Origin of the sequence: Methanoculleus sp. UBA430, from assembly GCF_002506585.1 — an archaeon.
Lineage (GTDB): Archaea > Halobacteriota > Methanomicrobia > Methanomicrobiales > Methanoculleaceae > Methanoculleus.
In genome coordinates this window covers 271,168-295,228 of record NZ_DAXW01000003.1, presented here as the reverse complement: position 1 = coordinate 295,228, position 24,061 = coordinate 271,168, and the positions used below count along the sequence as shown (strand labels likewise).

The 24,061-nt window shown below is 63.8% G+C and carries 27 protein-coding genes; 22 read left to right on the top strand and 5 right to left on the bottom strand.

Annotated elements, in window-relative coordinates:
- The first annotated feature begins 1 nt into the window (after window position 1).
- From BRA49_RS03175 to BRA49_RS03145, 7 genes are read left to right on the top strand one after another with little or no spacing between them, the layout of a single operon-like run.
- Window positions 2-958 carry a hypothetical protein gene (locus tag BRA49_RS03175; RefSeq protein WP_292383376.1) on the top strand — a complete coding sequence of 319 codons (957 nt, stop codon included), beginning with the start codon at window positions 2-4 and terminating at the stop codon, window positions 956-958.
- A 26-nt stretch (window positions 959-984) separates the two neighbouring features.
- Window positions 985-1,929 (top strand): hypothetical protein, encoded by a 945-nt coding sequence (locus tag BRA49_RS03170; RefSeq protein ID WP_292383374.1) that lies wholly within the window; start codon window positions 985-987, stop codon window positions 1,927-1,929.
- A 33-nt stretch (window positions 1,930-1,962) separates the two neighbouring features.
- Complete coding sequence (locus tag BRA49_RS03165; RefSeq protein ID WP_292383372.1) at window positions 1,963-2,907, top strand: hypothetical protein; 945 nt, start codon at window positions 1,963-1,965, stop codon at window positions 2,905-2,907.
- A gap of 26 nt (window positions 2,908-2,933) precedes the next feature.
- The gene (locus BRA49_RS03160; protein ID WP_292383371.1) at window positions 2,934-3,890 is read left to right on the top strand and encodes a hypothetical protein; all 957 of its coding nucleotides are present in this window, start codon (window positions 2,934-2,936) and stop codon (window positions 3,888-3,890) included.
- Window positions 3,891-3,926: 36 nt separating this feature from the next.
- Window positions 3,927-4,871 carry a hypothetical protein gene (locus BRA49_RS03155; protein ID WP_292383369.1) on the top strand — a complete coding sequence of 315 codons (945 nt, stop codon included), beginning with the start codon at window positions 3,927-3,929 and terminating at the stop codon, window positions 4,869-4,871.
- 29 nt (window positions 4,872-4,900) lie between these two features.
- Complete coding sequence (locus BRA49_RS03150) at window positions 4,901-5,101, top strand: hypothetical protein (RefSeq protein ID WP_292383367.1); 201 nt, start codon at window positions 4,901-4,903, stop codon at window positions 5,099-5,101.
- Window positions 5,098-5,232 carry a hypothetical protein gene (locus BRA49_RS03145; RefSeq protein WP_292383366.1) on the top strand — a complete coding sequence of 45 codons (135 nt, stop codon included), beginning with the start codon at window positions 5,098-5,100 and terminating at the stop codon, window positions 5,230-5,232. Before BRA49_RS03150 ends, BRA49_RS03145 begins: the two co-directional genes overlap by 4 nt.
- A gap of 227 nt (window positions 5,233-5,459) precedes the next feature.
- Here BRA49_RS03145 and BRA49_RS03140 read toward each other — a convergent pair whose 3' ends face one another.
- Window positions 5,460-7,220 (bottom strand): tetratricopeptide repeat protein, encoded by a 1,761-nt coding sequence (locus BRA49_RS03140; RefSeq protein WP_292383364.1) that lies wholly within the window; start codon window positions 7,218-7,220, stop codon window positions 5,460-5,462.
- A gap of 50 nt (window positions 7,221-7,270) precedes the next feature.
- On the opposite strand from BRA49_RS03140, the gene radC reads away from it, so the two are divergent.
- The 5 genes from radC (at window position 7,271) to BRA49_RS03115 (ending at window position 11,696) form a co-directional block, all read left to right on the top strand.
- Window positions 7,271-7,948 (top strand): RadC family protein, encoded by a 678-nt coding sequence (gene radC, locus BRA49_RS03135; RefSeq protein ID WP_292383362.1) that lies wholly within the window; start codon window positions 7,271-7,273, stop codon window positions 7,946-7,948.
- Window positions 7,949-8,083: 135 nt separating this feature from the next.
- The gene (locus tag BRA49_RS03130; RefSeq protein ID WP_292383360.1) at window positions 8,084-8,740 is read left to right on the top strand and encodes a Yip1 family protein; all 657 of its coding nucleotides are present in this window, start codon (window positions 8,084-8,086) and stop codon (window positions 8,738-8,740) included.
- Window position 8,741: 1 nt separating this feature from the next.
- On the top strand, window positions 8,742-9,878 hold the full coding sequence (locus tag BRA49_RS03125; protein WP_292383358.1) for a COG1361 S-layer family protein: 1,137 nt from the start codon (window positions 8,742-8,744) through the stop codon (window positions 9,876-9,878).
- A gap of 5 nt (window positions 9,879-9,883) precedes the next feature.
- The gene (locus tag BRA49_RS03120; protein ID WP_292383356.1) at window positions 9,884-10,564 is read left to right on the top strand and encodes an ABC transporter ATP-binding protein; all 681 of its coding nucleotides are present in this window, start codon (window positions 9,884-9,886) and stop codon (window positions 10,562-10,564) included.
- Complete coding sequence (locus tag BRA49_RS03115; RefSeq protein WP_292383354.1) at window positions 10,551-11,696, top strand: ABC transporter permease; 1,146 nt, start codon at window positions 10,551-10,553, stop codon at window positions 11,694-11,696. Before BRA49_RS03120 ends, BRA49_RS03115 begins: the two co-directional genes overlap by 14 nt.
- 5 nt (window positions 11,697-11,701) lie before the next feature.
- On the opposite strand, the gene BRA49_RS03110 is transcribed toward BRA49_RS03115, so the two are convergent.
- The 3 genes from BRA49_RS03110 to BRA49_RS03100 are packed head-to-tail and all read right to left on the bottom strand — an operon-like array spanning window position 11,702 to window position 13,115.
- A complete protein-coding gene (locus BRA49_RS03110) occupies window positions 11,702-11,971 on the bottom strand; it encodes a hypothetical protein (protein WP_292383352.1) in 270 nt (89 codons plus the stop codon).
- A complete protein-coding gene (locus BRA49_RS03105) occupies window positions 11,964-12,638 on the bottom strand; it encodes a DUF2953 domain-containing protein (protein ID WP_292383351.1) in 675 nt (224 codons plus the stop codon). Before BRA49_RS03105 ends, BRA49_RS03110 begins: the two co-directional genes overlap by 8 nt.
- A gap of 21 nt (window positions 12,639-12,659) precedes the next feature.
- Complete coding sequence (locus BRA49_RS03100; protein WP_292383349.1) at window positions 12,660-13,115, bottom strand: spore germination protein GerW family protein; 456 nt, start codon at window positions 13,113-13,115, stop codon at window positions 12,660-12,662.
- A 127-nt stretch (window positions 13,116-13,242) separates the two neighbouring features.
- On the opposite strand from BRA49_RS03100, the gene BRA49_RS03095 reads away from it, so the two are divergent.
- Window positions 13,243-14,088: a class I SAM-dependent methyltransferase gene (locus BRA49_RS03095; protein ID WP_292383347.1), complete on the top strand. Its 846-nt coding sequence runs from the start codon at window positions 13,243-13,245 to the stop codon at window positions 14,086-14,088.
- Between the two features lie 5 nt (window positions 14,089-14,093).
- Here the strand turns inward: BRA49_RS03095 and BRA49_RS03090 are convergent, their stop codons facing one another.
- Entirely contained in the window at window positions 14,094-14,699 is a 606-nt protein-coding gene (locus tag BRA49_RS03090) for a metal-dependent hydrolase (protein WP_292383345.1), read from the bottom strand.
- 135 nt (window positions 14,700-14,834) lie between these two features.
- Here BRA49_RS03090 and BRA49_RS03085 point away from each other — a divergent pair, with 135 nt between their 5' ends.
- Genes BRA49_RS03085 through BRA49_RS03045 form a run of 9 tightly spaced genes read left to right on the top strand, consistent with a single transcriptional unit; the run spans window position 14,835 to window position 23,726 of the window.
- Window positions 14,835-16,193, top strand: coding sequence for a TrpB-like pyridoxal phosphate-dependent enzyme (locus BRA49_RS03085; RefSeq protein WP_292383343.1), 1,359 nt, complete (start codon window positions 14,835-14,837; stop codon window positions 16,191-16,193).
- Window positions 16,194-16,203: 10 nt separating this feature from the next.
- Window positions 16,204-17,712, top strand: coding sequence for an anthranilate synthase component I family protein (locus tag BRA49_RS03080; protein ID WP_348532071.1), 1,509 nt, complete (start codon window positions 16,204-16,206; stop codon window positions 17,710-17,712).
- The gene (locus BRA49_RS03075; protein WP_292383341.1) at window positions 17,712-18,290 is read left to right on the top strand and encodes an anthranilate synthase component II; all 579 of its coding nucleotides are present in this window, start codon (window positions 17,712-17,714) and stop codon (window positions 18,288-18,290) included. The genes BRA49_RS03080 and BRA49_RS03075 overlap by 1 nt, the downstream gene beginning before the upstream one ends.
- The gene (gene trpD, locus BRA49_RS03070; protein WP_292383339.1) at window positions 18,287-19,303 is read left to right on the top strand and encodes an anthranilate phosphoribosyltransferase; all 1,017 of its coding nucleotides are present in this window, start codon (window positions 18,287-18,289) and stop codon (window positions 19,301-19,303) included. The genes BRA49_RS03075 and trpD overlap by 4 nt, the downstream gene beginning before the upstream one ends.
- On the top strand, window positions 19,300-20,055 hold the full coding sequence (locus BRA49_RS03065; RefSeq protein ID WP_292383338.1) for an indole-3-glycerol phosphate synthase TrpC: 756 nt from the start codon (window positions 19,300-19,302) through the stop codon (window positions 20,053-20,055). Before trpD ends, BRA49_RS03065 begins: the two co-directional genes overlap by 4 nt.
- A gap of 11 nt (window positions 20,056-20,066) precedes the next feature.
- Window positions 20,067-20,627, top strand: a complete 561-nt coding sequence (locus BRA49_RS03060; RefSeq protein WP_292383336.1) for a phosphoribosylanthranilate isomerase — start codon at window positions 20,067-20,069, stop codon at window positions 20,625-20,627.
- A complete protein-coding gene (trpB, locus tag BRA49_RS03055; protein WP_292383334.1) occupies window positions 20,624-21,796 on the top strand; it encodes a tryptophan synthase subunit beta in 1,173 nt (390 codons plus the stop codon). The genes BRA49_RS03060 and trpB overlap by 4 nt, the downstream gene beginning before the upstream one ends.
- Complete coding sequence (trpA, locus tag BRA49_RS03050) at window positions 21,793-22,626, top strand: tryptophan synthase subunit alpha (protein WP_292383332.1); 834 nt, start codon at window positions 21,793-21,795, stop codon at window positions 22,624-22,626. The genes trpB and trpA overlap by 4 nt, the downstream gene beginning before the upstream one ends.
- A complete protein-coding gene (locus tag BRA49_RS03045) occupies window positions 22,623-23,726 on the top strand; it encodes an ATP-NAD kinase family protein (RefSeq protein ID WP_292383331.1) in 1,104 nt (367 codons plus the stop codon). The genes trpA and BRA49_RS03045 overlap by 4 nt, the downstream gene beginning before the upstream one ends.
- The last annotated feature ends 335 nt before the right edge of the window (window positions 23,727-24,061 follow it).

Sequence of the window (24,061 nt, the reverse complement as noted above, 5' to 3'; positions counted from 1 at the left end):
TATGGTAGGGAAACAGATTGCAATCGGCTTTACCCTCCTCCTGCTGCTCGTCGCTGGGACGGCACTGATACCTGCGGTGTCTCCGCCGGACGATGAAGTCGGACATGGGGGAATCGAGGTTCTCGGACCGTATGGCGTGCAGAATATCTCTGAGATCGCTTTCGGTACTGCCCTTCCCAAGTATCCCGGGCAGGCCATGGTTTATAAGACGGTCGACACTGCCGTATCGAAGGATGACGCCCTGAAGGTGGCGGAGAAGTTCGGTATGTCCGGACAAATTGAGGAGAGCGGAAGAAGGATAAAACGTTACGTCGTCAAAGATGATCCCTATACGTTCGAGATCGAGACAGAATCCGGGTATATGATCTACACGTGGAATGACCGCTACTCCGGGGTTGACCCCCGGGACGGTCCCGAAAACATCCCGACCGACGAGGAGTGCCGGAAGATCGCCGAATCGTTCCTCACCTCCCACGGGCTCATGCCCGAAGGGGCAGCATATTCGGGTGTATCGCACGGGGAGGGTTTCTTTTCGAATAGTACGGATGGTACATCCATTCAAACATACAAAGACACCTGTGTCCACTTCACCGACACCCTGAGTGGCTATCCCGTGGCTGGAAGCGGGATCTACGTCACGGTCGGCGGGGGTGGCGATGTCCTTAAGGTCGGGAAACGCTGGCGCGACGCCGAACCCTACAAGGACTTCGCGATCCTCTCCCCCGAAGCAGCGATCGAGGAACTCAAGCAGACCGGGGTCGTCACCACGATAGGTTCACCGAAGAAGGCGGTCGTCGAGGAGGTCAAGCTCTGCTACTATGCCAGTCCTCCACGGGATGAGCAACCTTACCTCAAACCGACCTACTACATCCACGGCACCGTGGAGGGGGAAAACGAGACCGGAACCTTCTTCCAGTACGTCCCTGCAGTCCCTGAACTCGGGAAGGGGCTGTACTGACCCCTTTTTCGTGAAACGCTGATACGATGATAAAACAGATTGCAACCGGATTCATTGTCCTCGTGCTGCTCGTTGCCGGGACGACGTTGATACCGGCGGAACATCCGCAGGGGGATGAAGAGGTACACTTGGGGTTTGAGGCAACCGGGTTATATCCCGTGCAGAGTGCCTCTGAGATCACTCTTGGCACTGCTTTCCCGCGGTATCCCGAACAGGCCGTGGTCTACAGGACGATAGAGACTACTGTGTCGAAGGACGACGCGCTGAAGATGGCGGAGAAGTTCGGTATGTCTGGACCACTTGAAGAGAATGTACTGTCGTATTACATCAAAGGCGATCCCTATACGTTCGATATCGAGAAAGAGGGAGGTTGTTTGTCCTATACATGGAAAGGGCGGTGGAACAATGTAGATCCCCGAGACCGCCCCGAAAATCTCCCTGCCGATGAGGAGGCACGGAAGATCGCTGAGACTTTCCTCAAAGAGCATGATCTCATGCCTGAAGGGGCGGTCTACAAGAGTGTACGACACAGTCAGGGATTATTTTTTGATTCGGAAAAAAATACATCCGTTGTCTCTTCCGAGGACATTCAGGTTTCTTTCACCGGTACACTGAACGGGCTCCCTGTCTTCGGGAACTGGATGTACGTCACTATCGGCGGCGATGGAGACGTCCTCAGAATCTTCAAGCGCTGGCGCGACGCCGAGCCCTATAAGGAGTTCCCGATCCTCTCCCCCGAAGAAGCGCTCGAGGAGCTCAAACAGACCGGGGTCGTCACTGCAGTGAGCTCTCCAAAGAAAGCGACTGTCACCGAGATCAAAATCGGGTATTATGCCAGTCCTCCACGGGACGAGCAGCCCTACCTCAAGCCGACCTACTACTTCCACGGCACCGTGGAGGGAGAGAGCGAGACCGGGACCTTCTTCCAGTACATCCCGGCGGTTCCCGAGCTCGGGAGGGGGTTGTACTGATCCCCTCTCCCCTTTTCGTGAGACGCTAGGACCATGATGAAACGGGTTATACTTGGATTCATCGTCCTCGTGCTGCTCGTTGCCGGGACGGCACTGATACCGGCGGAACATCCGCAGGGGGATGAAGAGGTACACTTGGGGTTTGAGGCAACCGGGTTATATCCCGTGCAGAGTGTCTCCGAGATCGCTCTCGGTACTGCCCTTCCCAAGTATCCCGGGCAGGTCACGGTCTATAAGACGGTCGATACAACCGTATCGAAGGACGACGCCCTGAAGATGGCGGAGAAGTTCGGGATGTCCGAACCGGTTGAAGAGTACGAAACGAGTTATGTCATCAAAGGAAGTCCCTATACGTTCGAGATTGAGAAAGAAACTGGCTATATGACCTATACCTGGTATGGAAGATGGATGGGATCTAACGAGCGAGATCGCCCGGAATATCTCCCGACCGATGAGGAGGCGCGAAAGATCGCCGAAACGTTCCTTACCTCCAACGATCTCATGCCAGACGGGGCTGCTTATTCCAGCATATCACACGACAGGGGAGCGATGTTGAGTGCTGAGGGAAATGAGACGGTTGTCGCAGATCAGGACACTACAGTTCTGTTCACCGGTAGGTTGAGTAACCTTTCAGTGGTCGGAAACGGGATTTATGTCACCCTTGGCGGAGATGGTGATGTCCTTCGGGTTGCGAAACGCTGGCGTGACGTCGAACCCTACAAGGAGTTTGCGATTCTCTCTCCCGAAGAAGCGATCGGGGAGCTCAAGCAGACCGGGGTCGTCACCACGGTAAGTTCGCCGAAGAAGGCGGTCGTCGACGAGATCAAACTCTGTTACTATGCAACCCCGCCCGGGACTGAACAGCCCTACCTCAAGCCGACTTACTACTTCCACGGAACCATGGAAGGGGAGAACGAGACCGGGACCTTCTATCAGTACATCCCTGCAGTCCCTGAACTCGGGAAGGGGCTGTACTGACCCCTTTTTCGTGAAACGTTGATACGATGATAAAACAGATTACAACCGGATTCATCGTCCTCGTGCTGATCGCTATCGGGACAGCACTGATACCGGCGGCATCTCCACCGGATGATGAAGGCACAAACAGAGGAATCGAAATTGTCGGACCGTACGGCGTGCAGAGCGTTTCCGAGATCACTCTTGGTACTGCCCTCACGCGGTATCCCGAACAGACCATGGTCTACAGGACGGTCGATACCATCATCTCGAAGGACGACGCGCTGAAGATAGCGGAGAAGTTCGGTATGTCCGGACCGGTCGAGGAAAGCGGAGGAAGGATCAAGTGTTACGTCGTCAAAGACGAACCCTACACGTTTGAGATCGAGGAAGAATCCGGATATATGACCTACACGTGGGATGGCCGCTACTCCGGGGTGGACCCCCGGGACCGTCCCGAAAACCTCCCGACCGACGAGGAGTGCCGAAAGATTGCCGAGTCGTTCCTCACTTCCCACGGGCTCATGCCCGAAGAGGCAGTCTTTTCAAGCGTGTCTCAAGGTGGGAAGGGGACTTTCTCGAACCATTCGGGAGGTACACCCATCGTCACGTACGAAGATCGGGATGTCCTTTTCTCCGACACCCTGAGCGGCTATCCCGTGGCCGGAAGCGGGATCCGGGTCACCATCGGCGGGGGCGGCGACATCCTTAAAGTCACCCAACGCTGGCGCGACGCCGAGCCTTACAAGGAGTTCTCGATCCTCTCTCCCGAAGAAGCGATCGGGGAGCTCAAGCAGACCGGGGTCGTCACCACGGTAAGTTCGCCGAAGAAGGCGGTCGTCGACGAGATCAAACTCTGTTACTATGCAACCCCGCCCGGGACCGAACAGCCCTACCTCAAGCCGACTTACTACTTCCACGGAACCATGGAAGGGAAGAACGAGACCGGGACCTTCTATCAGTACATCCCGGCAGTCCCTGAACTCGGGAAGGGGCTGTACTGAACCCACTCCACCTTTTTATGAAACGCGGATACGATGATGAAACAGATCGCAATTGGCTTTGCCATCCTTATGCTGATCATCGCCGGGACGGCACTGATACCGGTGGCGTCTCCGCCGGACGATGAAGGCACAAACGGAGGAATCGAGATTGTCGGACCGTACGGCGTGCAGAGCGTCTCTGAGATCACTCTCGGTACCGTCCTCCCAAGATCTCCCGGGCAGGCCATGGTTTATAAGACGGTCGATACTGCCGTATCAAAGGACGACGCCCTGAAGATAGCGGAGAAGTTCGGGCTGACCGGGCCGGTTGAAGAGAAGAGAGTGTCACACCGCATCACAGGCGATCCCTATACGTTTGATCTCGATAGAGGAGGCGGTTATATGACTTATACGTGGTATGGTCGATGTAGTGGTGTGGATCCACGCGACCGCCCTGAAAACCTCCCGACCGACGAGGAGTGCCGGAAGATCGCCGAATCGTTCCTCACCTCCCACGATCTCATGCCCGAAGGGGCGGTATTCTCAAGTGTGTCTCAAGGTGGGAAAGGGATTTTCTCGAACCATTCGGGAGATGCACCCATCGTCACGTACGAAGATCGTGATGTCCACTTCACCGACACCCTGAGCGGCCTTCGCGTGGCCGGAAGTGGGACCCGGGTCACCATCGGCGGGGGCGGCGATATTCTCGAAATCACCAGACGTTGGCGTGACGCCGAACCCTACAAGGAATTCCCGATCCTCTCCCCCGAAGAAGCGATCGAGGAACTCAAGCAGACCGGGGTCGTCACCACGGTGAGTTCACCGAAGGGGGCGGTCGTCGAGGAGGTCAAGCTCTGCTACTATGCGACCCCACCCGGGACCGAGCAGCCTTACCTCAAACCGACCTACTACTTCCGCGGCACCGTGGAAGGGGAGAACGAGACCGGGACCTTCTACCAGTACGTCCCCGCGGTCCCGGAACTCGGGAAGGGGCTGTACTGACCCCTTTTTCGTGAAATGCTGAGACCATGATGAAACAGGTTGCAACCGGATTTGCTGTTCTCCTGCTGCTCGTTGCCGGGACGGCAATGCTGCCGGCGGGGCCCCCGCAGGAGGCTTCCGTTTACCCGGCCATAGCGCTCTTCGTGCTGCTCGCTGCCGGTCATGCCGGTACCCCTGCGCCGGACGGAAACCAGGGAACAGATGTGTCCGTTCTGCAGGTGGAGCGATGAGAGAGGACAACCTGATCCCGCTGGCGTTTGCCCTCGGGATCATGGTAATCTCTTCGGGCTGCATGAACACGGTCGACGTCCCGGTTGCCCGCCCGCTCCGGATCGAGAAGGGACCGATGACCGGGGTATAGGAGGAGATTCTTGAGGCATCGGGCCTCCGGGCATTTACCTGAGTGTATGCAACTACGCCGAGCCCGCCATGAACGGGACGGCGGATCACCGCGCGGGAGGCGGGGAGACCGGGGGTACGAGCAGTCGTGCGTCTTCCTGCTCACCGAAGACCAGACTGCAAAAGCGTCCCGGGTCGAGAGGTTGCCGGAGGCGGCCTCCCCCCGGGGTAGCACCGGTTAATCCCCACTCACCGCTTCAGCCGCTTCAGCCTCTCGTAGCACCTGACCGCCTCCGCCGAGCGGTCGAGATGGATGAGCGCCGTCGCCTTTCCGGTGAGCGCCTCGGCGTCGTTTGGGTCGATCGCGAGGACCCGGTCATAGGAGGCGAGCGCCTCCTCGTAGCGGTCCAGGAGGACGAGAGCGTTTCCTTTTGTGTTCCAGACCCCGGCCCTCGCGGGATCGACCTCGAGCGCCCGCGTGTAGCATGTGACGGCCTCGCCGTACCGCCCGAGGATGAAGAGTGCAAGACCTTTGTTGTACCAGGCATCCGCATTCCTTGGGTGGATCAGGATTTCCCGATCGTAACAGACAAGCGCCCTGTCATAGTACGAAAGAACGGAGAGGACGCTTGCTTTGTTCTTCCAGACCCGGGTGTTCTCCGGGTCGATCTCAAGCGCCCGTTCGTAGCAGACGAGTGCCTCCTCGTAGCGCTCGAGTTGATAGAGTGCGTTGCCGTAGTTGTTCCAGGCGACGGCGTTTTCGGGCGCCGCCCGGACAACGGCCTGGTAGCAGGGGACCGCCGCCCCGTAGTTCGCGAGTGCATAGTAACTCTCGCCCCGGTAGTAACATGCATCCGTATGGTCGGGCCGGAGCCTGAGTGCCTGGTCAAAGCACTCGATAGCCCCCGCGTAGCGTTTCAGGGTGAAGAGGAGGAGCCCCTTCTGGTGCCAGGTCTCCGTATCGGCGGTGTTCTCCCTGAGGGCCCGGTCGAAGCAGGCAAGTGCCTGGTCGTAACGCTTCAGCCTCTTATGCACCGTGCCCTTGTGGAACCATATCCCGGTCTGCTCCGGCCTGATCCGGTACGCCCGGTCGAAGCAGGCGAGCGCCTCCTCGTAGCGCTCCAGGCTCTGCAGTGCCCGGCCCCGGTTGTACCAGGCACCGTCGTCGTCGGGACGGAGGACGAGAGCCCGGTCGAAGCACCCGATAGCCTCTTCGTAGCGCTGAAGCGCCGCGAACGTGCATCCCCGGGTGTACCAGGCGCCGGCGTGGTCCGGGTCGATGGCCAGGGCCCGGTCATAGGAGGCGAGCGCGTCGCCGTACCGGGAGAGCAGGATCTGGATCGTCCCCCGGGCATACCAGGCGTCGGCGTTCCGGGGGTCGAGCGCGATGACCCGGTCGTAACTGTCGAGCGCCGCGTCGTACCGGCGCTCGGCGGCAAGCACCGTTCCGCGGGCGAACCACGCCTCGACCCGGCCCGGGTCGATGGCGATGGCCCGGTCGTAGCAGTCGATCGCCTCAGAGGCTCGCCCCATGCTCTTGAAAGCATGTCCCCGGGTGAGCCAGGCGTCCGCGCAGTCCGGTGCGAGTTCCACCGCCCGGCCGCAGTACTCAGCGGCCTCCCGGTACTGTTTCAGGCCGTAAAACGCCCGTCCCCCGGCGTACCAGAATCGGGCAGAGGTCGGGTCGAGCCTGATGGCCTGGTCGAAACACCCGATCGCCGGCTGGTAGCGCCCGGAGGAGGTCAGGGCACGCCCCTTGTGATACCAGATGTCTGCGCCGGCGTCGAGATCGATGGCCCGGTCGTAACACTCGATGGCCCGGTCGTACTGCCCCTGTTCACAGAATGCCTGTCCTTTTCCGCACCAGGCGTCGGCGCTCTTCCAGGGGAGTTCCACTTCGTGAGAGATAGCGGTCCCCAAACAAAAGCGTTTCGGTAGAGCGCCCGGGAGGGCGACTCTCCCGGGTAATGTCTCCTCCAGGTGTTCGGGATCGATTGAAAACGTATACATGCTCCTGGATCAAAATCGAGGATAGGGTACCCCGATCAGGACGGATGGGCATGAAAAAGATGCGTGATATCCCGAACCGCGATCGTCCGCGTGAGAAACTGGCGACACGTGGGCCGGAGGCGCTCACCGATACTGAACTGATAGCCCTCCTCCTCGGCCGGGGCACGAAAGGGCGGGATGTCTCGCAGGTTGCGGGCGAGGTCAAAGCCTACCTGGATAAGGTCAAGGAGGATAAAGACAGCCCGTCATACGACGCGCTCCTTGAGATCGGTGGAGTCGGTTCGGCAAAAGCCTGCGAGATCATGGCGTGCTTCGAGATCGGGCGGCGATATCTCGGGGATAACGACGTCTCGGGATGCCGGATCACCTGTCCCGGGGACGTGCTCCCGCTTGTTGCGAAATGGCGGGACAAGAAACAGGAGTATTTTTTCTGTATCACCCTCAACGGCGCCGGTGAGGTGATCGAGCGCCGGACCGTCACCGTCGGGATCCTGAACCAGAGCCTTGTCCACCCCCGGGAGGTCTTTGCCGAGGCGATCACCGACCGCGCCGCTTCGGTCATCCTGGTCCACAACCACCCCTCGGGCACCCTGGAACCCTCCACCCAGGATATCGGCATCACCCGGCAACTCGTCGAGGCCGGATCGATCCTCGGCATTCGGGTCCTCGACCACGTCATCGTCACGAAGAAGGGGTACGTGAGCTTAAAAGAGATCGGGCACCTCTAACGGGAGCCCGGCACCCCCCGTTTTCCAGCTGTCAATTCGGAGATCTTCGAGTTTTTGAAGATATGCGAACGTATCAGATAAGCCTCCCAACAAACTTTATCTCTTCTCATAGGTCAGAAGTACACAGGTACACACATGGAAACAGGACTTCTCCGGGTATTGCTCAACCCCGGACGCTTCTTTGAAGGGCGTATGCAGGGCGAGCCGAGCCTGAAGATACCGGCTCTGATCGCGCTCGTCATCGGGCTCATCGGTGCGGTCTCGGCCGTACTGATAGTGAATATAACCATTGCCATGCTCCCTGCAGATATGCAGGCCTTCGGGATGATCGGGGCGGTGTTTGCTGCGGCCTTCGGCGTCATCGGGGGGTTCCTGAACTGGTTCGTCTTCGGCATCGTCTTCTATCTTATCTCAATGGTCTTCAAGGGCCAGGGATCGCTCACACGGACGCTGGAGTTTGTGGGCTACGGGTTCCTGCCCCAGGTCTTCGGGGGTATCATCGGGGCCGTCTTCTCCTACCAGCTCCTCTCGAACCTGACCATCCCCGCCGCAACAACTCCCGAGCAGATTGTGGAGTTCTCCGAGAGCCTCGCGAGCACTCTGGCGACCGATCCCCTCGCGCAGATTGCCGGAATCGTGACCATTCTCTTCATGGTCTGGAGCGCGAACATATGGATCTTCGGCATGAAGTACGCGCGGAACCTCTCCACGCGGGACGCGGCCCTCACCGTCGGGATACCCGTGGGCCTCTATATCCTCTACCTCCTCATCACACTCACCGGGTGGCTGTAATATGAAACCGCTTTATCTTGTTATCCTATCACTCCTCTGCGCTGTTATGGCGCTCGCCGGCCCGGCCAGCGCCGGTCCGGCGGACATCACCGTGACCGCTTTCTCGCTTGACCCCCCGGTCCTTATGAAGGGCGATACCGGGACGCTCACGGTGTCGGTCGCGAACCACGGTGCCGTGCCTGTCGCCGTCAGGAGCGCCCGGCTCTACAGCAGCGGGGTCGTGGCCCTGAATGACCCCTACCTCTCGGTCGGAGATATCGGTGCCGGCACCAACCGGACGTTCACCTTCACCGTCCGTGCGGACGGAGGGGAGGGAACCTTCTTCCCCCCGTTCGTCCTTGACTTCCGTGACGGCGCCGGCAGCCTCCGCTACCCGATCCCGATCCGGGTCGAAGATACCCCGCTCAGCGCGTCGGTGATCAGTAAGCCGGATGCCTTCTCCGAAGGACGGACGGCCGATATCACCGTCCGGGTCGGCAACCCCCGCCCGAACGCTGCCTCCGGCGTCCAGGTCGTCCCGCAGGGGACCGGTTTTACCGCCACCCCGACCGGCGGGTTTATCGGCGCTCTCGCCCCCGACGCCTCCGGGACCGTCACCTTCAACCTGACCCCCGCCGCGGAGACGGACGTCACGTTCCAGGTGGTCTGGCATAACGGGATCAACACCCGCACCACCGATCTCGTTCTGCCGATCGCCTTCGGCGAGGACAAACGGCAGGCAGACCCCGTCATCACCAACGTCGAAGTCATGCCCGAGGCCGGGCGGTACCGGATCGTGGGCGACGTCATGAACGTGGGCCTCGAGTCCGCGCGGTCGGTGCTGGTCACCCCCGGTGCACCTGCAACGCCCACCGATCCCTTCCGGGTCTACGTCATCGGGACCCTCGATCCCGACGACGTCTCCTCGTTTGAGGTGACGTTTAAGGCCGATGCAGGCGTGACGGAGGTCCCGATCATCGTCGAGTACCGGGACGACAACGGCAACCGCTACACAGCGACGAGGATGGTCGAGGTCGGCGGTGCGGCGATGCCCCTCGAAGAGCAGGAAGGCGGCATACCGGTCGTCGGCGTGATCGTCGCCGTGCTTCTTGCGCTCGGGATAGCCGGGACCATCTACTACTCCTGGAGACGGACGTAACAACGATGCCGGTCATCAGTTTTGATGCGGTCACGAAAGTCTACCCCCTCCCGGCCGGCGACGTCGTAGCGCTCGCCGGGGTCGATATTGCCATCGAGAAAGGCGAGTTCGTCCTGATCATGGGACCGTCGGGGTCGGGGAAGTCGACGCTCTTGAACATCATGGGCTCGCTCGACGTCCCGACCTCAGGAGAGGTCACCATCGCCGGCAAGAGGATCAGCGGGATGGACGACGACGATCTGACCCTCATGCGGCGCGACCACATCGGGTTCGTCTTCCAGCAATTCAACCTCATCCCGCTCCTCTCGATCGTCGAGAACGTTGAGTATCCCCTGATCCTGAAAGGCCGGCAGAAGGGGTCCCGGGAACGGGCAGAAGACGTCCTCCGGGCGGTCGGGATCGCCGACACGCACCTCACCCACAAGCCCGGCGAGCTCTCCGGCGGGCAGCAGCAGCGCGTGGCGATCGCCCGGGCGCTCGTGAACGACCCCGACTTCCTCCTCTGCGACGAGCCGACCGGGAACCTGGACTCGAAGACCGGGACCGCGATCATGGATCTCCTCGACCGGATGAACCGCGAGGAGGGCAAGACCGTCGTCATGGTCACCCATGACCCCCGGATGACCGACTACGCCGACCGGACGATCCGGCTTGTCGACGGGAGGGTAGTAAATGACCTTCTTTGACCTTGCCCGCCGGAATGTCAGCCGCCACTGGCTCCGGTCGTCCCTCGCAGTCATCGGGATCGTCATCGGCGTGATCGCGATCGCGTCTCTGGGCATCATGGGCAACAGCATCAGCCTCATGTTCGGCGACATGGTCACCGATGTCGGCGACACCATCATCGTCTCCCCGGCGACGGGCGTCGGCGGCGGGAAACTCACCGAGCGGCAGATGAACGATATCACCCGCGCCGTCGGCTCAAATGTGGCGATACCCTTCTCGACCAACGCCGATAAGATAACTGTGGGCGATAAGGAGAGCGGCGCGATGATCTACGCGATCCCGGCAGGGGATATAGTCTCTCTGCTCGAGGTGGAGTCCGGCGCCTACCCGAAGGGCACCGGCACCGGATGCCTGATCGGGAGCCAGCTTGCCGCGAACAGCAGGGAAAACGGCCTGAAACTCGGCGCCCGGGTCAGGATCGGCGACGAGACCCTCCGGGTGGTGGGCGTGCTCAAGGAGCGCGGGATGGGGTTCGATATCAATCCCGACTACGCTATCGTCGTCCCCTATGCCTGGTACTCGAACCACTACGACGAGGACGAGTATGACCAGGTGATCGTGAAGGTCCGGGACGTCAACGACATCGACGCGGTCAAGGAGTCGATCGAGCAGAAGATGAACCGGCGAGAGGATACCGTCAACGTCATGGACACCCGCGGGATCCTGGAGAGCATCTTTGCGGCCGCAGATTCGATCACGGTCTTCCTCTCCGGCATCGGGGCGATATCCCTCATCGTCGCCGGGGTCTCGATCCTGAACGTGATGCTGATGTCGGTGACCGAGCGGATCAAGGAGATCGGCGTCCTGCGGTCCATCGGCACGCGCCGGAGCGAGGTGATGCGGATGTTCATCTACGAGGCGCTGATCCTCGGCCTTGCGGGCGCCGCCATCGGCGGAGTGCTCAGTTTCGTCGCCGGGTACGCGGTGACGGCGGTCTTCGTCGGGAACCCCGACTACCTCTTCAACCCGACGAGCCTCCTCTACATCGTCTTCGGGATGGCCTTCGGTGTCCTGACGAGCGTGGCCTCCGGCCTCTACCCGGCCTGGAAGGCGGCGCAGTTAAACCCGATCCAGGCGTTGCGCCACGAGTGACGGGCCTACCCCGTACACTTCTTTTTTTCCCGCTCGATATCGGCGCGGAGCTTCTCGATCGTCTCCCCGGTTTTCAGCGGCGCACCCGGGAGGAGGGTGAGGAACTCGCCCTCTCCTTCGGTGACGAGGAGCGCAACCGGTGTCAGGCTGACCGTGGCGGTTCCCCCTCCGTACACCGCAAACGCCCTGATGATGGGGATGATGCATCGGCCGCCGATCCTGCGGCCGCCGCCGACGACGAGGTCGGGCTCGCCGCTCCCCTTCTCCTCAGGCACCCGGAGCACCTCTTCCCGATACCTGCCGGAGCCGCTGCCGGACAGGTTTCTGCCAGAGAGCCCTTGCGACCGCGACCAGGATCAGGAGCGGCCGGCGGATCTGCATCTTGAGCGTGAAGGTGCCCGCAAAGACTCTCTCGTTAAAGACCGGGGTCATCACGAAGTCGGTCGCCTCCACCGGCCAGAGGGCGTAGCGGGCCGCCGTGCAGTAGCCGTAGACGACGCCGGTGTCGGCGGGGCTATCGAGGCCGAGGGTGACGCTGCCCCGGAGCGTCTCAAGGTAGAGGGACCGGTAGACAGCCTCCAGGATCCTCTTGATATGGGGCCAGAGGTCGCCGGCGGCATCAATGTAGTCCCCCACCGGAAGAGCCGGCCCCGGTTCTTCGGCCTTCTTCTCCTTCGCCGGTTCTGCTGCCGCCACCTCCCGGAGGTCCCGGGTCACGACCGGCCGGCCGGCGAGGAGGACCTCGAGCACCCCCACACCGTCTCCGACGCGGACCCGCCCCCCCACGATGCCCCAGGCTACGGTTGCCACCGCCCGGGCACTCTCCCGCCTGCAGTCGGCTACCGTCGAGACGGTCACCGGGACCAGGTAGAGGGCAAGCAGGAGAGCGAGGATGATGACGACGACGGCGAGCAGGATCAAGAAAAGAACGGTCGCAGCCATGGGATGGAGGGTAAGAGAACCTTACGCCTCTTCTTCACCGCCGATTGGGATCTCCTTTCCTTCCTCCGAGGCCCAGGGCATCTTATTCTTGCGCTGCTGCATCATCTCAGAGCCCTTCTCGAGTACCTTCTCGACATGCGGGCCGACCGTCTCCCCGAGCGTCGAGATCACCTCGGCCATCTGACTCTTCTTCTTCAGCGAGATCACCTGGATACCCTCAGGGCCGGGGACGCCTCTGGTGATGATGATCAGGGCGACGGCCGATATTCCGCCTCCACCACCGGTCCCGACCCCACCGTGCTGCATGCCTTCCTTACGCCCTCCCGTGCCTTCGCCGCCGCCGAATGCGAACCCGAACTCAGCGACCGGTATGATTACCCTCTCACCGGCCTCGATCGGGGCACCGAGGACCGCACTCGCGCAGAGAGTTCGTGCAAGCTGATCCACGGTTAGCTGGAGCATTGATTCACCAGTCATACTGTTCACCACAGATATTCCACTCTTCGGCCACGTATATAATGGTTGGGGTTTTTCAATGGTCGCAGGTCGCTTTCCGGGAATCGTATGGGTAACTACTTACCCCGGGAGGGCGACCGACAGGCGGATGAAGGATCAACTCGTCCCGGACTGGAACAAGATATGGAAGCGAAGGCTCACCCTGAACCGGTCGACCCCGGAGTTCCGGGAAGGAGCCGATCTCTGGGGCGGACGGGAACAGGCCCGGCGGTACGCCACCCGGTCGGAGCCCGGCCGAAACGCCCGGGTCGCCGAGGCCCTGCAGGACCTCAACGTCGCTCCCGGCGATCGGGTGCTGGATATCGGGTCGGGACCCGGGACCCTCGCCCTGCCGCTTGCCCGGGCCGGTGCCGCGGTGACGGCGGTCGATCCGGCTGAGGGGATGCTCGCCGAACTCCGGGCGGCGGCGGAGCAAGAGGGGATCACCGGCATCACCACCGTGCAGGGCCTCTGGGAGGAGATCGACCCGGCCCGTGATCTCGCGCCGCCTTACGATCGGGTGGTCGCCTCGTTCTCACTCTCGATGCCGGAGATCCGGTCGGCCCTCGCCGTGATGGATGCGGTCGCCTCCGGTTCGGTCTACCTCTACTGGTTCGCCGACGAACCACTCTGGGAGCAGCTTTATCTCACACTCTGGGATGACCTGCACGGGGCGCCGTATTATCCGAGGCCGAAGGCCGACTGTCTCTTCAACATCCTCTACGGCATGGGGATCTACGCAAACGTCCTGATGCGTCCGCTCGAGGGCACGACGCTCTTTGCGACCGTGGAGGATGCGGTCGAGCATTTCGCACCGCGGATGAGCGTAACGACCCCGCGGCAGCGGGCGGTTCTCCGGGACTACTTCCGTGAGCATCTCGTCCGACAGGCCGACGGGCTTGCCCTCGCCGGGTCCTCGACCTACGCCTCGATCTGGTGGCAAAAGCCGGGGTGAGACCCTCAGAGCAGACACAACCCACCCACGGCCAGCGCGACGACGACAGTGAGGCCGATGGCGGCGAAGAAGATCTGGAGGGTGGAGAACTCCTCGAGCCGGGTGAGGAGCGTTCTGAGTTCCTGCCGGTAAAGGACAACAAACAGCCCGACGATCAGGAAGAAGAGGAGCCACTCGCTCGGTTGGGCGAGTTCTCGCAGGATGGCGTCCCAGAAGAAGCCTCCCGGATAGTCGTAGCGCGGGAGTGGCCCGAGGAGGGGCCAGAACCACTCGATGGGGTGCCGCCACATGCCGTCGAGGAACTGGTGGCTCGCCATGCCGGCGGCGATGGCGAGGAGGCCGATCCGCCGGCGGTAGTGGTAGAGGAGGAGGCCGGCGATGAGGATGAGGAAGAAGACGGTGAGGCCGTGAAAGTAAATTCTTCCGTAGTTGACCGTCCCGGCGAGGATGATGTGCCCGAGGGGTTTGTCGATCAGGTCGGGGAGCACGGCGCCGAGCGCGCCGAGCGCGACAACCCGTCGGTCGCCGGCGATCGCCGCAAGCACCATACCGATGAGGATGCCGGCCATGGCATGGGCGAGGAGATACATCGCTATCCAGTGGTGGGGCAATCATATACCCTTTTTCCCGGAGACACGCTCCTGACCCGTCACCCGCCGGGGCTTCGTCTCTGCCGCCCCAAGGTGGTCAACATAGTTCAAATTTGTAGCGTAATGTATATATTTGTACAGTGAGTACCATACTGTATGCAGACGAAGATCCTCCTTGACGAGGGGGAGATGCCGAAGCGGTGGTATAACATCCAGGCGGATCTCCCGAGACCCATGGACCCGCCTCTTCATCCGGCTACCGCAAAACCGGCGGTCCCCGACGACCTCCGCCACATCTTCCCGATGGAACTGATCCGGCAGGAGATGAGCACGGAGCGTTACATCGATATCCCGGGCGAGGTCCGCGATATCCTCACCCTCTGGAGGCCGAGCCCTCTCTACCGGGCGCGGCGGCTCGAGGCGGCCTTAAAGACCCCGGCGAAGATCTACTACAAGTGGGAGGGTGTGAGCCCGCCGGGCTCGCATAAGCCCAACTCTGCCGTCCCCCAGGCCTACTACAACCGTGAGGCGGGGATCGAGCGGCTGGCGACCGAGACCGGGGCGGGGCAGTGGGGTTCGTCACTTGCGTTTGCAACGGGTCTCTTCGATATGGAATGCACCGTCTACATGGTCCGGAGTTCCTACGAGCAGAAACCCTACCGGAAAAGCATGATGCAGGTCTACGGCGCCGAGTGCATCCCGAGCCCGTCGCCAAAAACCCGTTCGGGCCGGGCGGTGCTCGCCCGCGACCCGGAGACGTCGGGCTCCCTCGGCATCGCCATATCGGAGGCGGTTGAGGACGCGGCGAGTCACGATAACACCAACTACGCGCTCGGCTCCGTCCTCAACCACGTCTGCCTCCACCAGACGATCATCGGCCAGGAGGCGCGGGAGCAGTTCGCGGTTGCGGAGGCCTACCCGGATGTGGTGATCGGGTGCGTCGGCGGGGGTACCAACTTTGCCGGGCTTTCCTTCCCGTTTGCGGGCGATAAGATGACCGGGAAGCACCCCGAGACGGATATCGTTGCGGTGGAGCCGTTCGCCTGCCCGACCCTGACCAAGGGGCTCTATGCCTACGACTTCGGGGACGTTGCGGGGCTGACCCCGATGCTGCGGATGTTCACCCTCGGTCACGACTTCGTCCCGCCGGCGATCCACGCCGGAGGGCTCCGCTACCATGGCATGTCGCCGCTTGTCTCCCGCCTCGCCCACGAGGGGGTGATCCGGCCGGTCGCCTACCACCAGAACGAGGTCTTTGCGGCCGCCGTGATGTTCGCCCGGACGGAGGGAATCGTCGTCGCGCCCGAGGCCGCCCACGCGGTGAAGGCCGCGATCGACGAGGCGCTCCGGTGCCGGGAGACCGGCGAAGAGAAGGTGATCCTCTTTAACAACTCCGGCCACGGCAACTTCGACTTCTCTTCCTATGAAGCCTACTTTGCGGGATCGCTCGTCGACTACGAGTACCCGGCGGAGTTGATCAAGGAGTCGCTCGCCCGGCTGCCGGTGACGGGGTGATGCCGGTGGACTGGACTGCGCTCCAAGAGAGCTGAACACAACCCCGGGATACGAGGAGGCCGTTGCCGCGGCGGACGCGGCCGGTCGGCCTCTCATCGTCCCGGTATTTACGGAGCTTCCGCTCCCCGCGTCTTCACCGGCCGACCTCTACGCCTCTCTCCGCGAAGGGTCCGGGTTCCTGCTGGAGTCGCTCGAGGGGAGCGAGAAGACCGCCTGTTACTCGTTCATCTGCACCGCCCCGGCCGCGACCGTTGCCGTTGCCCCTGACGGCACGCTGACGGTCTCCGGCAACGCCCGTATCCGCGAGGTTGCCGCCGGCATCGAGGCGGCCGATCCCCTCGACGCCGTCCGTTCGTTCATGAGCCGGTTCAGGGTCGCTCCCTCGCGGCTCGAGAGGTTTTCCGGCGGGCTTGCCGGCTACTTTTCCTATGATCTCGTCTCTTCTCTCTACCCGATGCCACGGGTGGAGACGGCGGAGGACCGCGAGGAACCCGTCGCCCGGTTCATGCTGGCGCGAGACTGCCTCGCCCTCGACCACAAAAGAGAGCGGCTCGCGGTCATCGCAAACATGCTTGTTGCCGACGGGACCGATGCAGAGGAGGAATACTCCCGGGCCCGGGCGGCGATCGCCGAACAGATAGGCCGGATTCGTGTTTTCTTCGCATCGTCTCCGGGCGAGCCGTGCAGGGCCGGCGCCCCGGCGTCGTCCTGCACCCCGGACGAGTTTTCGGACGCGGTTCTCCGGATAAAAGAGCATATCGCGGCGGGAGATATCTTCCAGGCCGTCCTCTCCCGGAGGCTCGCCTGCCGTATCGAGGGCGACCCGTTTGCCGTCTACCGGCGGCTCCGGGCAACAAACCCGAGCCCCTACATGTACTACCTGGACTTCGACGACCTGGCGGTCGCCGGGAGCAGCCCCGAGATGCTCGTCCGGGTGGAGGACGGCCGGGTGACGACCGTCCCGATCGCCGGCACCCGGCCGCGGGGGCGAACCCCGGCGGAGGATGACCAGCTCGCGGCCGAACTCCTCAGCGACGAAAAAGAGCGGGCCGAGCACGTCATGCTCGTCGACCTTGCAAGAAACGACGTCGGGGCGGTCTCGGCCTACGGGAGCGTCTCGGTGACGGACTTCATGACCGTCGAGCGGTTCTCGCACGTCCAGCACATCGTCTCGACGGTCTCGGGGAGGCTCCGGGAGGGGTGCGACCGGTTCGACGCCCTCCGCTCCTGTTTCCCCGCGGGAACCGTCTCGGGCGCCCCGAAGGTCCGTGCGATGCAGATCATCGGCGAGGCGGAGGGGCTCCGGCGCGGGATCTACGCCGGGGCCGTCGGCTACATCGGTTTTTCCAGCACGATGGATCTCGCGATCGCCATCCGGACGGTCATCGTGCAGGACGGCGTCGCTTCCGTCCAGGTGGGGGCCGGGATCGTGGCCGACTCCGACCCCGGCCGGGAGTGGATCGAGACCGAGAACAAAGGGCGGGCGATGCTTGCGGCGCTCGGTGCGGAGGTGGAGTGATGCGGGTGCTCGTCATCGACAGTTACGACAGTTTCACCTTCAACCTCTGCCAGCAGATCGGGGTGCTCGGGGCGGAACCGGTCGTGGTGAAGAGCGATACGCCGTTTGAGCGGATCCGATCCGAATCGTTCGATCGCGTCGTTCTCTCGCCCGGGCCGGGGCATCCCCGGGACTCCGCTCTTTACCGGGAGGTTCTCGACTCGATCAGCCGGACCGTCCCGACGCTCGGGGTCTGCCTCGGCCACCAGGCGATCGGCCTTGCTTTCGGCGCTAGAATTGCCCGGGCGGATCGGCTGATGCACGGGAAACGGTCGCTCGTCCGGCACGACGGCGCGGGGATCTACGCGAGGGTGCCCGATCCCCTCGTCGCGACCCGCTACCACTCGCTCGTCATCGACCCGGCATCCGTCCCGGACTGCCTCGCGGTGACGGCCGAGAGCGACGACGGGGCGATCATGGGTGTCCGGCACCGGGAGTTCCCGATCGAGGGGGTGCAGTTCCACCCGGAGAGCATCCTCACCCCCGAGGGAACCCGATTGGTGGCGAACTTCCTCTTCGGCCCGGGAGGTGCGGCATGATTCGCGAGGCGATCGTCCGGGTCTCCTCAGGCACGAACCTCACCTCGGCCGAGGCGGGAGGGGTGATGGAGGAGATCATGCGGGGCGCGGCGACACCCGCCCAGATCGGCGGATTTCTGACGGCACTCCGGATGAAGGGGGAGACAGTTGCAGAGATCGCGGCGTTCGCCCGGGCGATGCGGGCCGCCGCCGTCCCGGTCTCTCTTCCCGCTCAGGAGGCGCGGGTGGATACCTGCGGGACCGGAGGCGACGGTGCGGAGACGTTCAACATCAGCACCGCTGCGGCCCTCGTCACGGCCGGAGCGGGCGTCCCGGTCGTGAAGCACGGGAACCGCGGGGTTTCGAGCAGGTGCGGTTCGGCCGACGTCCTCGAGGCGCTCGGGGTCACTGTCGCGATCCCGCCCGAACGGGTGGCGGGCGTCCTCGCGGCCGCCGGGATTGCGTTCCTCTTCGCCCCGGCCTACCACCCGGCGATGCAGTACGCCCGGCTCGCCCGGCAGGAGATCGGGATACGGACGGTCTTCAACCTCCTCGGCCCCCTGACGAACCCGGCAGGCGCGGGATCCCACCTGCTCGGCGTCTACGACCCCCGCCTGACCCTTCCGGTCGCCCGGGTGCTCGGCGACCTCGGGGCGGAGCGGGCGATGGTCGTCCACGGCGCAGGCCTCGACGAGATCGCGACGGCCGGGCCGACGACGGTCGCGGAGCTCCGAAACGGCGAGGTAACGACGTATACACTCGACTGCACGGAGTTCGGGATCGCGTGCTCGCCCGTCGCCGCTCTCCGGGGAGGCGGGCCCGAGGAGAACGCCGCGACCCTCCTTGCTGTCCTATCGGGCGACAACGGTCCCGCCCGGGACATCGTCCTCCTCAATGCGGGGGCGGCGATCTACCTCGGCGGGAAGGCCGACGGCATCGCCGGGGGCATCGCCCGTGCCGAAGTGTCGATAGACTCGGGGGCGGCGCTCGACCGGCTCCGCCGCCTTATTGAGGCGACCGGAGGCGCAACATGATCCTCGACGAGATCGTCCGATCGACCCGCGAGCGCCTCCGGCACCTCGATCAACCGGTCGGCGATCCCGATCCCCTGCCCCGCCGGAGCCTCGGAGCGTCCATCCGTACCTGCGGGGAGAGACATGCAATCATCGCTGAAGTGAAGTTCGCCTCCCCGTCGCACGGGAGGATCCACGACAGCTGCACCCCCGAGGCGATTGCCCGGGAGTTCGTCGTCGCCGGGGCCGCCGGGCTCTCGGTGCTGACCGAGCCCACCTACTTTGGGGGGAGCCCCGAGTTCCTCGTCCGGGTGCGGCGTGCGGTCTGTGTCCCCATCCTCAGGAAGGACTTCATCGTCGACGTCCGCCAGCTCGGCGAGACCCGGGCGCTCGGTGCCGATGCTGTCCTCCTGATCGCCAGGGTGCTCGGTGATCATCTCTCCACGTTCGTCGACGGGGCGCTCGCGCTCGGGCTCGAGCCGCTCGTCGAGGTCCACGACCGAAGCGAGATGGAGCGTGCTCTCGCGACGAATGCGACCCTCATCGGGATCAACAACCGCAACCTCGAGACGATGATGATCGATCTCTCGACAACTGTCCGCCTCGCGGGGGCGGCACGCGACGCGGGGAGGATCGTGGTCTCGGAGAGCGGCATCACGTGGCCCTACGACGTTCGGAGCCTCTCCCGGCACTGCGACGCGTTCCTGATCGGGTCCGCCCTGATGTCGGCGCGAGACCGGCGCAAACGACTGGAGGGGTTCGTATTCGCGTGAAGATCTGCGGGATGACCAGCGTTCGCGACGCACTCCTGGCCGTGGCGGCCGGAGCCGACGCGATCGGCGTGGTGCTCGCGAGCCCCTCGCCGCGTTCGGTGACCCCTGAAGTGGCCCGTGAGATATTCGCGGCGGTCCCGCCGTTCGTGACCACGGTCGCGGTCACCTCGACCACCCGGCCCGAAGATCTGCCGGGAATCCTCGCCCTGCGCCCGGACGCGGTGCAGGTGGCAGGCGGTCTCGCCGTGCCGCGCGACGCGGGGGTGCGGGTCATCCGGATGCTTGCGCCTGGCGAACCCCTGCGGGACGACTGCGACGCGGTGATCGTCGATAACAGCCACGGGACCGGGCGGGCGTTCGACCCGGAGTATGCCCGGGAGTGCGTGGCCTCCTCACCGGTGCCGGTCATCCTCGCGGGAGGGCTCGCCCCCGGCAACGTCGCCGCGGCAATCCGGGCAGTCCGGCCGTATGCCGTCGACGTCTGTTCAGGCGTCGAGGCGGCGCCGGGAGTCAAGGACCAGCGCCTCATGAGGGCGTTCGTGAAGATATGCAGGATGATGAACGATCTATGAAACCAGGACGATACGGTATATACGGCGGGCAGTACGTGCCCGAGACCCTGATGAGCGCGCTGATCGAGGTTGAGGGGACCTACGCCCGGGTTCGTGAGGATCCGGAGTTCTCCCGCCGGCTCTCCTGGTACCTCCACGAATACGCCGGTCGGGAGACCCCGCTCACCTACTGCGGGAACCTCTCCCGCGACCTCGGCTGCCGGGTTTACCTGAAGCGAGAGGACCTCCTCCACGGCGGTGCGCACAAACTGAACAACACCCTCGGCCAGGCGCTGATGGCGAAGTTCATGGGCAAGCGCCGGCTCATTGCCGAGACCGGAGCCGGGCAGCACGGCGTCGCGACGGCGATCGCGGGCGCGGCCCTCGGTCTCCCGGTCGAGGTCTACATGGGCGAGGTGGATACCCGGCGCCAGGCGCTCAACGTCTTCCGGATGGAACTCCTCGGCGCCCGGGTCGTCCCGGTCGTCTCCGGGACGCGGACCCTCAAAGACGCCATCAACGCGGCGATGCGCGATTGGGTGGCGAACCTCCGGGAGACCCACTACCTGCTCGGCTCCTGCGTCGGCCCGCACCCCTTCCCCCGGATCGTCCGGGACTTCCAGTCGGTCATCGGCGAAGAGGCGCGGCGGCAGATCCTCGAGCGGGAGGGGAGACTCCCCGACACCGTCGTCGCCTGCGTCGGCGGGGGTTCGAACGCGATCGGGATCTTCTCCCCGTTCTCAAACGACGACGTGCGGCTCGTCGGCGTCGAGGCCGGGGGCGAGGGGCTTGAGTCCGGCCATCACGGGGCTTCGCTCTCGGCCGGTTCGGTCGGGGTCTTCCAGGGTGCTCTCTCCTATCTTCTCCAGGACGCCGACGGCCAGGCGTGCGAGACGCACTCGATCGCTGCCGGCCTCGATCACCCCTCGGTCGGGCCCGAGCATGCCATGCTGAAGGACTCCGGGAGGGTCCGCTACGAGGCGGTCACGGACGCCGAAGCACTCCGGGCTTTCCGCTATCTCTCCCGGACCGAGGGGATCATCCCGGCGCTTGAGTCCGCCCACGCGGTCGCCTACGCTCTCCGGGCGGCGGGGGACCTTGACCGTGACGGTATTATCGTCATCAACCTCTCCGGGAGAGGCGACAAAGACGTCGCCGACGTTGCAATGATCCACGGGGGTGCGGCATGAGCCGGATTGAGGCGCTCTTTGCCCGGAAGAATCCGGTCTTTATCGGGTTTACCGTCGCCGGGGACCCGGATGGAGAAAGATCGTTCGGGGTAGCCGCAACGATGGTCGATGCGGGCGTCGACCTCCTCGAGATCGCCGTTCCCTATTCCGACCCGGTGGCGGACGGCCCCGTGATCGAGCGGGCGCATGTCCGCGCTCTCCGGGCGGGCACGACCCTGGACGACGTCTTCGCACTCGTCCGGCGGGTCAGGAAGCACGCACCGGATCTTCCCATCGTCCTCTTCACTTACTACAACGTCGTCCACCGCCGGGGACCCGAACGGTTCTTTTCGGAGGCCGCCGCCGATGCGGACGGGGTCCTCATCGTCGACCTCCCCGTCGAGGAGTCGGACGAGGTTGCGCCGCATGCCGTCCGATACGGCATCGACCGGATTGCCCTCATCGCCCCGACGACCTCGCCGGAGCGGCAGCACGCGATCCTCCGGGAGGCCTCCGGGTTTGTCTACCTGATCTCGCTCGAGGGGGTTACCGGCGAACGCGACCGGCTCCCGCCCGGTATCGCCTGCCTCGTCGGCGCGGTGCGGGAGAAGACGAACCTCCCACTCGCCGTCGGATTCGGGGTCTCGTGCCCGGAACACGTTCGGATCGTCGTCGAAGCCGGTGCAAACGGTGTCATCGTGGGGAGCGCCCTTGTCCGGATCATCGAGGAGCACTCAAGCGACGAGGCCGCGATGGACGAAGCGCTCGCGACGGCGATCAGGTCGCTACGCGGCGGTCTCGTCCCCGACCCCGAACCTGATATACCCCGGCACAAAAGAGTAGAGGGATGAAAAAGACCATCGGTCTCCTGGTCAACCCCCTCGCCGGGCTGGGCGGCGCCGTTGGGCTGAAGGGGACGGACGGGCAGGCGGAGGAAGCCCTCCGCCGGGGCGCGGTTCCGCGTGCCGGCGATCGTGCGATGCAGGCCCTCTCTCTCCTCCGCGACGATGATATCACATGGTACGCCGCTGCAGCGCCGATGGGGGAGGACGTTCTCGTGACGGCGGGGATCGAACGCTTCACCGTTCTCTACCAGCCCGGCACGCCGACCGGCGCCGCCGACACAAAGGCCGCGTGCCGGGCGTTCCTTGATGCCGGGGTCGATCTGATCGTCTTCTGCGGCGGGGACGGGACGGCCCGGGATGTCTTTGACGCCGTAGGCCGGTCGGTCCCCATTCTCGGTATTCCCGCCGGGGTGAAGATGTACTCGGCGGTCTTTGCGGTCAATCCCTCGGCGGCGGCCGACCTCATCCGGCAGGCCGGGCGGATCGCCTGCCGGGACTCCGAGGTGATGGACGTCGACGAGGAGGCTTACCGCTCCGGACGCCTTGCGGCCCGGCTCTACGGCTACGCGTGCGTCCCCTACATTCCGGAGCGGACGCAAGGAGGGAAGCAGGTCTTCGAGCAGCAGGACGAGGAGCGGGCGAAGGATGATATTGCCGCGTTTATCACCGAAATCATGCTCCCGGAGACCCTCTTTATCGTCGGCGCCGGGAGCACGACGGCCCGGGTCATGGAGCGGCTCGGGCTTGCCCCGACCCTCCTCGGGGTCGATGCCGTCAGGAACGGAGAGACCCTCGCCCGCGACGCCGACGAACGGACGCTGCTCGCTCTCCTTGAGCGATACCCGCGGGCGAAGATCGTCGTGAGCCCTATCGGCGCCCAGGGGTTCATCCTCGGGAGGGGGAACCAGCAGGTAAGCCCCGCAGTGCTCCGGAAAGCGGGGCTATCGAACCTGATCGTGGTCGCCACGCCGGGGAAGCTCGCCGGGACCCCCCTGCTGTACGTCGATTCCGGGGATGCGGCGCTCGACCGGGAAGTCGGGGACTCTCTTCTGGTCGTCTCCGGCTACCGGATGGCGCAGAGGAAGCGGGTCATCCACCCGGAGTGACGTTGCCTCGACCGCCTTCTCGCGCGAATACTGCTCGGCGAGTTTGCGAAGGTCCCGCACCTTGGCGTTCGCTGCTTCGATGATGGAGAGGACCTCGAGGTAGCGGCTGTTCCCGAAGTCGCCCTCCTTCTTGAGACTGACGAGCTGTTCGCGGTAATGCTCGTTGATGACACGCTGGAGTTCGATGTCCCGGGCGCGGAGTTCCGCGACGGTCGTATCCCGGATCCGGGGGAAGAGGAGCCCGAGCCCGACGATGTTCCCATCAAGGATCCGGTAGACACTCTCGGTCTTTTTCACCCGGCCGGCAGAGACACCGTTCCCGTCTCGCGACACTC